We start from the raw sequence: 10,613 nt of genomic DNA, 5'->3' as shown, positions 1-10,613 counted from the left end.
CAACCTCAAGCTGATCGGACCGAAAAACGTCCAAGTCCTGCGAGGGTTAAAATATTCTTAAGAACGTAGAGACGTCAATGAATACCTGTAAAATTTGAAGCGTTTTCGTTGCATTGGTTAAGTTCAAAAATGAAACAGCGTATTAATAAAGATGAACAATTCGAAAGTAATACTTCATTTAGACAGTCTATTTTTGGGACTGCCCGGAAAAATCCACAAATCGCGGCGTATCTATTGTAAAAATAAGAAAGTATTCGAAAAAACGACTTATTTTATACTTTGTAAGATGACTTCTCATATCGCACTGAACAACGAAATCAGCTCACAACCACAGGCACGTCCGCCAATATTGGACGGGCGCCTGAATTTGCTTTCGCGGGCCGATATCGACAGCGGCGCGAACAGCCGCGTGGTGATCGCCCTTCGCGAGTAAATTTCGAAATGGGACAGTTGCTTAAAGCGCATTCGTGTCACGGTCAGATGGCAGGGTCGCCATTTGCCGTGCGCATTCCGCGAATCTCTGGGATCGCGGACTTGTTCTCCGGACACAGACGTGAGTCAGCAAGTTGCGCAGATGCGCAACTCGCTATCGCAGTACTGCTATCGCAGGAGATAATTGATAGGATAAAAGTCTAGATGCGGGTAACGACGCACGCGACCGGGCTATACTTGGCCCGATACAACAGCGCGTGCTCGCGAATGCCATCCAGCCATACGCCACGGCCTGCATAGCGATATCCCTCACCCATCGGGATCAGGCGAACAGGCATTGCACGGTGCGGGGTCAGGTACAGATGGCCGGTGACGATATCACCCGGAAAGGTCACACGGCCGGAGGTCAGCTTGTAGACCGCCCCATTCTGACAATCGACGGAGAAGGCAGCGCCTGGAAGCAGGCCTTCGGCATGCGAGACAGTTGCACCGGAAGCCATTCCGGCAGCCACCAACAAACCCAACAGCGTGTGCTTGAAGCGCATCTCAATCCCCTCGTCGACCTCACCCTGGCGCATTAAGAGCCCAAGATGCACGGAAGTACAAGATCGCGAAGCGCATAAAACGTCGATATCAGGCCGATTGTCGACGTTGTGTTGTCGAACTATCTCAGAGCGCCAGCGGCAAGGAAGAGCCCCCGCCGAAGCCGTCCACCTCGGCCGCGGGCAACATGTCGGTCTCGCTCTCATGATGCGGACGCGTAGCATAGGGCGCGGCGAACAGGCTGACGCCTTTGTGGTCGATAGCGAAAAGCGGCATGAAATGCGGCAGATCGCGCGTTTCCGACAGTCGGGAGTAGCGATTGTCGAGCACCAGCCAGCGGCCATCGACACGGACGGTCAGCACCGCATGGTCCTGGCGCACCGCCATGTCGCGCACCAGCATCATCTTGATATCGGCCTCCGGCACACCCGTTGCGACGAGCATGGCGAATTTGGCGATCGCATAATCTTCGCAATCGCCGATGCCCGCAGATAGCGTCTCGAGCGGCGAACTCCACAGATCGGCGACGCCATATTGCTGATAGTCTCCGACATAGCGGATCGCATAGTTGACGTCGCGATTGATCGCCTCGACGCGTGTGCGCAGACCCAACTCGGCGGCGGAACGCGTGACGGCGACAAACTTGCGCGCGCCGGCGGCGCAGTTCTCGCTATCAGCCTTGCAATCCTCGATCGATTTCAAGTCGGCGCGCATACGCGCTTCCACACCGCGCCATTTCGTCCATAGCAGCCCTTCAGGCGCGCGGAACGTGAACAGGCCGAACGGCTCCTCGCTGGTGGCAGGCAGGATCGCGGCCGGAGACGGCGCATCGCTGATCACCTTGGCATCTGATCCCTGCGACGCGTCCAAGGATGCGAGTTCGATATTGCCGGGCTTTGCACGGTTCTCGCTGTCACGCTTGGCCAGCACCTGGTTGATCGTGAAGAACCGAACCGGCGGCGCGGTCATGCCCGCGTTCGGCGTATCCATGACAAGGCGTTCAAGCACCGTCTTCTTCGCGCGTGACTTTGCAAATGCTCCATCGCAAGCGCTGACGCTTACGACACCGGCGAGCACGAACCCCAGCGCACGCGGGAATGCCCGCGTCTGATCGATACGCAACATGACTGACGCCCCGTTGTCCGGAGCATCGGCCGACGTCATTGCGTCGATCCCCGTCCGGATCTTGTGGCATCAGGGATAAATCGAGGGCTGCTTCAGGCCGGTTAAAACACGTCAACCTGGGCTTGTATGTCGTTGAACGCGCTCAATCGCCTACCAACGCATTCGCTCGAATTTTAGCGAAGCCTGCGTTTTAAGAGTTCGTTGACTCTAATGGACTGGGAGCAAGGTAACATACGGAGCAGCGGAGATGCTCCGTAGCGCTATCAGCGTTCGCGAAACGCCTCGTCACGCAGCATGCGCGCAGGCTTCACGAGATAATCCAGCACCGACTTCTTGCCGGTCAGGACTTCTACTGTCGCCACCATACCGGGAATGATCGGCAGCGGCTGCTCGGCAGTGCCGAGATGGTTCTTTTCGGTGCGCACCATGACGCGGTAGAACGTCTCGCCGCGCTCATTCTTGTCACCCTTCTCGTCGGTGATGGTATCGGCGCTGATACGTTCGACCCGGCCGTGAAGCGATCCATAGACCGAAGAGTCGTAGGCGCTGAGCTTCACCACCGCCTCATGGTCCGGACGGATGAAGGCGATGTCCTGCGGACGAATGCGCCCCTCGACCAGCAGCGTATCCTCAAGCGGCACGATCTCCATCACGCTGGCGCCTGGTGCAACGACCGCACCAATGGTGGTGACGTTGAGTCTGTTAACGATGCCGTAGACCGGCGACCGCAGTTCGGTGCGCCGAACGCGATCCTGCGCGGACTTGATGTTTTCGTCGAGCACCGCGAGATCGCCGCGCGATTTCGCGAGATCATCTTCCGCCGTGGAACGAAATGCCGTGGTGATATTGAGAAGTCGCGACTGCGCTTCCTTCACGGCGGCCTCGGTCTTGACCATGGTTGCCTGCACCACCGCGAGCTGGCCGCGCATGTCGGTGGCCTGCCGGTCGGACCGCAGCATCTCGATCTCGGGAACGACCTTCTGCTCATAGAGCCGGCGCGTCAGCAAGGTTTCGCGGGTCAGCAGCGTCAGCGTCTCGGAGAAGCGGGTTTCCGACGCACGGAGCTCGTCGATTTCCTTTTTCTTCTGCCATTCCTGCTGGGCAATCACGTCGATGTCCTGCGCAAGCTTGCGCATATGGGCGTCGAACACGCTGCGTTCGGTTTGAACCGCACGCGGTGCAAGCTTCGTGAGATCTTCCGGAAACTCAACGCTGGACTTGCCGAAGGTCTCTGCTTCCAATCGGATCACGCGGGCAGCCATGGCACCGCGCCGCTCGCGGATTTCGCCAAACTGCGCCGCGAAGTTGGTATCTTCGATGCGCGCCAGCGGCTGATCTTTCCTGACGATGGCGCCTTCCTGGATCAGTAATTCGCTGATGATGCCGCCTTCGAGCGATTGCACCACCTGGGTCTGGCGCGACGGCACCACCTTGCCGTTGCCGCGCTTCACTTCATCCAGCACGGCGAAATGCGCCCAGAGCAGGAACACGACGAGCAGACCGGTGACGGTCATCAACAACATCCGCGCCGTGCGCGGCGTGCGCATTTCCATGGCTGCACGAACGTCGTTCGAAAATGCGAAATCAGACTGCGACATTGACCGGCCTCCCCGCTGCTTGAGGAGCCTGCGGCTGCGGGCGCAAGCGCGTCAGTATCTGATCGGCGGGACCGTCGGCGACGATCTTGCCGTTGTCGAACACGAGAATGCGATCGACCAGCGACAGTAGCGACGGGCGATGCGTCGAGACGATAATGGACATCTCACCCTTGGCGAGCGTCTTGAGGCGATCGAGGAATTCACCTTCACTGCGCACATCGAAATGCGCCGTGGGTTCGTCGAGAAACAACACGCGCGGCTTGCGGATCAGTACACGCGCGAGGCCGATCGCCTGCTTCTGGCCGCCCGACAGGCTACGGCCGCCTTCGGCAACCATCATATCGTAGCCCTGCGGGTGACCGGCGATGAAGGTCTCGACGCCGGACAGCCGTGCAGCCGCGAGCACTTCCTCATCGGTCGCATCGGGACGGCCCAGCGTGATGTTGTCGCGCAGCTTGCCGTAGAACAGATCGGTATCCTGCAGCACGAAACCGATACCAGCGCGTAGGTCCGCCGGATCGTATTGCCGGATATCGATGCCGTCGATCAGGATGCTGCCTTCGCTCGGCGGATAGAACGCCGTCGCCAGACGACCGACCGTGGTCTTGCCTGAGCCGACCCGGCCGATGATGCCGATCTTCTCGCCAGGCTTCACGTGGAAAGAGATGCCGTCGAGGGCTTTGGCCGGGCTGTTCGGATAGGAAAAGCTGACATTGCGGAATTCGATGCTGCCCTTGGTGATCTCGCGGGCCACGAAGATTTTTTCCGGCGGCCGCTCGCGCTCTGTCGCCATCAGGCGATCGATTGACCGCAGGGCCGACATGGTTTGTGTCGCGCGCGTCATCACGGCCGCGATGCCCGCGATGGGACCAAGAATGCGGCCCGACAACATATTGGCCGCAACCAACGCACCGACCGACAGCTTGCCGTCGAGAATGAGGAACACGCCGACCACGACCAGCAACAGGCTGCACAGCTGCGTCGCCACGCTCGCACTGGTCATCGCCAGCGACGACCAGAACTGGACGCCTTCACTGGAGCGCGCCGTCGCTGCGACCGAGCGTTCCCACACTGTCTGCACGCGGCTTTCACCGGCGACAGCGCGAACGGTCTCGATGCCGTTCAGCGACTCGATGAGGATGCCGTGGCGTGCGGCCGATTCCGCCTGCAGGCGCTTCATTGCACGATCAAGCGGCCGTTGGATCAAGAGACCGACGAGGATCATGACGGGCAGCATCGCCAGCGGGATCCAGGCCAGCGGCCCGGCGATCACGAAGAGCACCGCAATGAAGATGATCGCGAATATCATATCGGTCGCTGACACAACCGTGCCTGACGTGAAGAATTCTCGCACCGAGTCGAAGTCGCGCATCTGATTGGCGAGAATGCCGACCGAGGGCGGACGCTTGTCCATCTTCAGCGCCATCACATGTTCGAAGATGTTCGACGCCAGCACCACGTCGATCTTCTTGCCGGTCATGTCGATGATGCGGCTGCGGACCACCTTGAGCAAGAAGTCGAAAGCGATCGCCAGCGACAGGCCGATACCAAGTGCGACCAACGACGGGATTGCGCCATTCGGGATGACGCGGTCATACACGCTCATGGTGAACAGCGGCGCGGCGAGCGCCAGCATGTTCACGATGAAAGCTGCAATGGCGACGTGGCTGTAGTTGGAGCCGAACCGGCTGACGACGGACCAGAACCAGTGCGCCTTCGGCAAATCGCCGGCGGCGACAGCGCGCGGATCGCTGACGGACGCCGGACGGACGAAATAGACGAAGCCGGCATATCTCTCTTCGACGGCTTCGATGCGCTCCATGGCGATCGCACCGTCACCGACGGGGGTTGCCAGTGTCAGACGGCCACTCGCCAGATCGATGCCGCGCAGAATCCGCGTCGAACCATCGTGAAACAGAAGCACAGCAGGCAGGACCAGCGCAGGAATATCCTTGAGCGGCCGCTCATTCAGTTCGGCCTCGAGGCCTGCCCGCTGCGCGGCACGCTCATACAGTGCCGTTGTCAGCACGCCGCGCTCAACCGGGAGACCGGCAAGCAGTGCACTGCGGCTGACAGCTCTGCCGTGGTGAGCGGCGAGATAAAGCAAGCTGTCCGTTAACGGATCAGTATGCTGATGCTCGACCTCCGCTACGGGCGCAGCCGGCAGGTCCATTGCAATATCGAACTGGGGTGAGCGAATGTTCAATGCGGCCTCGGAAATTCCAGGCGCCTTGTATGACCCGTGCGCGGATCTACTGGCCTTACAAAATATGACTTGCCAGCTTTACAGGCGATCCTTGCGGAGCGCCTGTACTATTTCGCGGTTCAGACGAATTGCTGAACTTACGGTAAACCCGACCGCGGATTATGAATCTGCGTACTTAACTGGTTAACGGCGCCCCGCAGAAGCATCGGCCGACACGCCGCCCTGCCCGACCTGGCCCGATGTCACGAACAATGCGTTGGCGTTCGACAGATCTTGCGAGGCCCAGCGATCACCGAACAGCACGACTTTCGGTTCCAGCGCCGGCGCGAAAGGCGAATTCCAGGTTCGGAAGGGCAGAACCGTATTGAGCGGCTCGGATCCCGGCTCCGGCGCCGTCAGCAGGATCGGTGGCAGGCGATACGGGATCAGGCCGGATGCACGGCTCTCGATCGGCTCAGATTCCGGCGGCTTGCCGGTCTTCAGATAGGACAGCAACTGCCCCATCGCCGCGAGCAACTGATAGTCGGCGAACACGGTGACGCCACGTGCCGACACCAGCGAGACGTTGGCGTTAAAGTACTGATTCTGCGAATTCAGCAGATCGATCAGCGTGCGCTGACCGAGCTCATATTCCTTGTTGTAGGCCACGAAAGTACGGCGAGCGGCTTCAACTTCACGCACCAGCGCTGCTGCACGTTCCGTCGTGATCGTCCGCGCAGCCCACGCCTTGTCGAGCGACTCCAGCGCATCGCGCTGCAGGCGTGCATGGCGCTGCTGCTGCTCGATCATGCGTTCGCCTGCTTCGGCGCGCTTCCATGCATCCTGACCGCCGCGGAAGATATCCCAGCTGACAACGACCTTGCCGCTGACTTCGTCACGGTTACCCGGATAGGTGATCGAATCCTTGCCGCGCAGCGCGCGGCCTTCCAGGGCGACATTCGGAACGAATGCGCCTGCGGTCGAGTCGAAAGCACGCTTGGCCGCATCGACATCTGCACCGGCGGCGCGGATCGTCGGATTGTACTTGAAGGCGACGTCGAGCGACTCGTTCTTGGTTGCTGGCATATCGGGCAGGCGACCGGGGAAACGCACATTGAACGGCTCAAGACCGACGGTCTTGCGATACTTGGCGCGCGCAAAATCGAGGCTGAGGCGGAAATCCGACAACACGGCTTCTGCTGCAGCCACCCGCTCTTCCGCCTGCTGGGTATCGCCCTCACCGGCACGACCGCCAGCGAAACGCGCACGAACATTGGCGCGCAGCTCAAGATGAACCTTGAGGTTTTGTTCGGCAAGCGCGACCAGACGCAAATAGCGGGTCACATCGACATAGGCTTCAGCCGCATCGAGCGCGATCAGTTCGGTCCGTTCAAGCACCCGGAACGCCGCAGCATCGACGCGCGCAGCCTGACGCCAGATGTCGTTGATTGACGCAAAGCCGTCGAACACCAGCTGACGCACCGTTACCGACGCCTCGCTGCCGTTGACATAGGAGCCATTGCCGGCCGGCGCAGGAACGATTGCCCGGTTCAACATCTCGGGACCGGTATTCGCCTGCAGCCTGATCTGAGGCAGCAAAGTACCTTGGCTCTGGCGAAGTTCCGCTTCAGTGGCGCGGCGATTGGCAGACGCCTCGCCGACACCTGGGTTCGTCTTTACCGCCTGATTGATGGCGTCAAGAATGAAAAATGGTTCGGCTGCATGAGCGAACTTGCCGCTCGATCCCAGCAATACAACTACAAGGAAAATCTTTGCGATCTGCTTCATGGATTGAGCGCTAACAAGAAACGGAACTTGCCGCAATCCGAAAGCCACATTTTGGATCGAAAACTGACTCATTGTTGCAAGAATGCATTACCTCGTCCGGAGGCGGCACGGCCCGCTTATCCGTCACGGCACTGTCATTTTCGGTCCTGATTTCAGCTATTTATCAATGCCTAACAACAGGTTAACACGATTTCGTGAGTGGCAGAACTGCCCCTAGGACGATGAATGCGCGCTGGGCCGGCCAGAGCGCGCCCAATTGTGGCAATCATCGCTATTTCGTAAAATGGAAAAAGATACGACATGAAGGGATCGTGGTAGCCCCTCACCGGCACCAATTCAGGCGAATGCACGCTGTGGGTGCATTGATTCGGGCGAGTATCGCCCGGCGGCCGCTAGCTCCGCTTGTAGTCATCCTCGATGCGAACGATGTCGTCCTCGCCAAGGTAGCTGCCCGTCTGCACCTCGATCAGCTCGAGCGGAATTTTACCAGGGTTTTCCAGACGGTGCGTGGCACCGAGCGGGATGTAGATCGACTCGTTCTCGTGGACGGTCTTGATCTGATCGTTGATCGTCACCTTTGCGGTACCACGCACAACGATCCAGTGCTCGGAGCGATGGTGGTGCATCTGGAGTGACAGCCGCTCGCCGGCTTTCACCACGAGACGTTTCACCTGATAGCGCTCGCCATCCTCAAGAGCCTGCACAGATCCCCATGGGCGATGCACCTTGAGATGATCCTCGGTGACCTGCGGCGCCGTGACCTTCAGCTTCGCCACAAGCCGCTTCAAGCCGTTGGCATCCTTCTGGCGGGAGACCAACACAGCGTCGTGCGTTGCCACCACCACGAGATCGTCGACGCCCTCCAGCGCCACCACCGGACCATCGCTGGCCACGTTGCAGTTACGCGAGTCCTCGAACACCGCCACGCCTTGCGCGGCATTGCCCTGCGCATCCTTGTCGGAGAGCTCCCACACTGCGAGCCACGAGCCGACATCCGACCAGCCGCAGGACACCGGCACCACGGCCGCCTTCGTCGTCTTCTCCATCACGGCATAGTCGACAGAGATCGATTTTGCCTTCCCGAAAGCGTCCGCATCGAGCGTAAAGAAGCCGAGATCGCGGCCGGCCTTCGCCACAGCGCTGGTGATGGTCTCGACACTATCGCTGTCGACGCGGCGATATTCATCGAGCAGCATCCCCGCCCGAAACATGAAGTTGCCGCTGTTCCAGAGATAACCGGCCTCAATATAACCGGTTGCCGTCTGCAGATCCGGCTTCTCGACGAATTTGGCGACACTCTTCACCTCGCCGGAAAGCACCTGGCCGGGTGAAATATAGCCGTACTCGGTGGCCGGACGCTCCGGCTGAACGCCGAACGTCACAATGTGGCCGGCATCGGCAACCACCAGCCCAGCCCGGCACGCCGCCACGAAAGCCGGCACGTCGCGCACCACGTGATCGGCGGCAAGCGCAAGCACGACGGCTTCCTCGTCCCGAGCCTGTGCAAAAGCAGCACCGGCGGCAATGGCCGGGCCTGAATCGCGCCGCGCCGGCTCGAGCAGAATGTCTGCATCGAGCCCGATCTCGGCGAGTTGTTCGCGCACCATGAACCGATAGGCGGCACTGGTGATGACAATGGGACGATCGAACAAGCCAGCATCGGATACACGAATCACGGTGTCCTGAAAGGTCGAGCGCGGCCCGAACAATGGCAGAAATTGCTTCGGGCGCCCCTCACGCGACGACGGCCACAGGCGCGTACCGGCACCGCCACACATGATCAGGGGAATAATGCGCTTGCTCATCAGTCGCTCTCAACCCTTCGCGTTCAGATTACCGTAGTGGCTGCGATACCACGTGACGAATTGCCGAATCCCTTCCTCGATCGAGGTATCCGGCTTGAAGCCGACGTCACGCATCAGATCGTCCACATCGGCAAAAGTCTCAGGCACGTCGCCCGGCTGCATCGGCAACATCGTCTTGATGGCTTCCAGCCCGAGTTCTTTCTCAAGAACCGAGACCACATGCAAAAGGTCCTCTGGCTTGTGGTTACCGACGTTGTAGATCCGCGCCGGTGCCTCCTCCTCACTACCGGTCGGCACATGATCAATCAGCCGCCCGATAGCACCGACAACGTCGTCGACATAGGTAAAGTCGCGTCGCATGTTACCGTGATTGAAGAGCTTGATCGGCTGCTTGTCGAGGATCGCCTTGGTAAACAGGAAGATCGCCATATCCGGCCGGCCCCAAGGACCATAGACGGTGAAGAAACGCAGCCCGGTGGTCGGCAGGCGATAGAGATGGCTGTAGGAATGCGCCATCAACTCGTTGGCCTTCTTCGTCGCAGCATAGAGACTGACCGGATTGTCGACCCTGTCGCTGACGGAGAACGGTTTCTTCTTGTTGGCGCCATAGACCGAGGATGACGACGCATAAAGCAGATGCGCACAGCCGTTGTGCCGGCATCCTTCGAGGATATTGAGAAAGCCCTCGAGGTTGGCATCGGCATAGGCGTGCGGCTGCTCGATGGAATAGCGCACACCCGCCTGCGCAGCGAGATGAATGACAACAGGGAATTTGTATTCGCCAAACAGCGCCGAGATCGCGGGACGATCTGCCAGATTCGCTCTCACAAAGGTAAAGCGAGGCTGGCCCTCCAGCAGCTTCAGCCGCGCCTCCTTCAGCGCCGGATCGTAATAGCTGTTGACGCTATCGAGACCAACGACCGTTCGGCCGTCGGCCAGCAGCTGCCGCGTCACGTGGAAACCGATGAAGCCGGCAGCACCGGTGACAAGGATGGGTTGTTCAGACATCGTGTCCCCAGACATTCGCCAGAAATCGCCATGTTGCATGACGATCCGTGTCGCATTCCATTAGCCATCCAGGCGATGATGTTGCAACACTTCGGCATCGCAGCATCCGATTGCGTCAGAAGCGCGGCC

The 10,613-nt window shown here is 59.7% G+C and carries 7 protein-coding genes; all 7 read right to left on the bottom strand.

The genetic code is table 11. The features are described 5' to 3' along the window. Positions 1-632: 632 nt before the first annotated feature. The 7 genes from SFY93_RS14920 to SFY93_RS14890 all read right to left on the bottom strand — a co-directional run bounded on the left by SFY93_RS14920 (position 633) and on the right by SFY93_RS14890 (position 10,484). Positions 633-977, bottom strand: coding sequence for a hypothetical protein (locus tag SFY93_RS14920; RefSeq protein ID WP_089268234.1), 345 nt, complete (start codon positions 975-977; stop codon positions 633-635). Positions 978-1,101: 124 nt separating this feature from the next. Then, the gene (locus SFY93_RS14915) at positions 1,102-2,139 is read right to left on the bottom strand and encodes a transglutaminase-like cysteine peptidase (RefSeq protein WP_320443656.1); all 1,038 of its coding nucleotides are present in this window, start codon (positions 2,137-2,139) and stop codon (positions 1,102-1,104) included. Positions 2,140-2,363: 224 nt separating this feature from the next. Continuing rightward, complete coding sequence (locus tag SFY93_RS14910) at positions 2,364-3,698, bottom strand: HlyD family type I secretion periplasmic adaptor subunit (protein ID WP_320443655.1); 1,335 nt, start codon at positions 3,696-3,698, stop codon at positions 2,364-2,366. After that, the gene (locus SFY93_RS14905) at positions 3,685-5,871 is read right to left on the bottom strand and encodes a type I secretion system permease/ATPase (protein WP_320443654.1); all 2,187 of its coding nucleotides are present in this window, start codon (positions 5,869-5,871) and stop codon (positions 3,685-3,687) included. The genes SFY93_RS14910 and SFY93_RS14905 overlap by 14 nt, the downstream gene beginning before the upstream one ends. Before the next feature lie 216 nt (positions 5,872-6,087). Next, positions 6,088-7,671, bottom strand: a complete 1,584-nt coding sequence (locus SFY93_RS14900) for a TolC family outer membrane protein (protein WP_320443653.1) — start codon at positions 7,669-7,671, stop codon at positions 6,088-6,090. A gap of 392 nt (positions 7,672-8,063) precedes the next feature. After that, on the bottom strand, positions 8,064-9,476 hold the full coding sequence (locus tag SFY93_RS14895; RefSeq protein ID WP_120290679.1) for a mannose-1-phosphate guanylyltransferase/mannose-6-phosphate isomerase: 1,413 nt from the start codon (positions 9,474-9,476) through the stop codon (positions 8,064-8,066). 9 nt (positions 9,477-9,485) lie between these two features. After that, complete coding sequence (locus SFY93_RS14890) at positions 9,486-10,484, bottom strand: NAD-dependent epimerase (RefSeq protein WP_320443652.1); 999 nt, start codon at positions 10,482-10,484, stop codon at positions 9,486-9,488. Positions 10,485-10,613 lie beyond the last annotated feature (129 nt).

It is taken from the genome of Tardiphaga sp. 42S5 (genome assembly GCF_034044155.1).
In the GTDB taxonomy this organism is placed as follows: domain Bacteria; phylum Pseudomonadota; class Alphaproteobacteria; order Rhizobiales; family Xanthobacteraceae; genus Tardiphaga; species Tardiphaga robiniae.
Note: the sequence above shows the minus strand (reverse complement) of the source record. Positions and strands in the feature narration are given on the sequence as shown.

Coding starts and splice junctions, on each gene's coding strand:
- SFY93_RS14920 (WP_089268234.1), bottom strand. CDS start 977: ATGCGCTTCAAGCACACGCTGTTGGGTTTGTTGGTGGCTGCCGGAATG.
- SFY93_RS14915 (WP_320443656.1), bottom strand. CDS start 2,139: ATGACGTCGGCCGATGCTCCGGACAACGGGGCGTCAGTCATGTTGCGT.
- SFY93_RS14910 (WP_320443655.1), bottom strand. CDS start 3,698: ATGTCGCAGTCTGATTTCGCATTTTCGAACGACGTTCGTGCAGCCATG.
- SFY93_RS14905 (WP_320443654.1), bottom strand. CDS start 5,871: ATGGACCTGCCGGCTGCGCCCGTAGCGGAGGTCGAGCATCAGCATACT.
- SFY93_RS14900 (WP_320443653.1), bottom strand. CDS start 7,671: ATGAAGCAGATCGCAAAGATTTTCCTTGTAGTTGTATTGCTGGGATCG.
- SFY93_RS14895 (WP_120290679.1), bottom strand. CDS start 9,476: ATGAGCAAGCGCATTATTCCCCTGATCATGTGTGGCGGTGCCGGTACG.
- SFY93_RS14890 (WP_320443652.1), bottom strand. CDS start 10,484: ATGTCTGAACAACCCATCCTTGTCACCGGTGCTGCCGGCTTCATCGGT.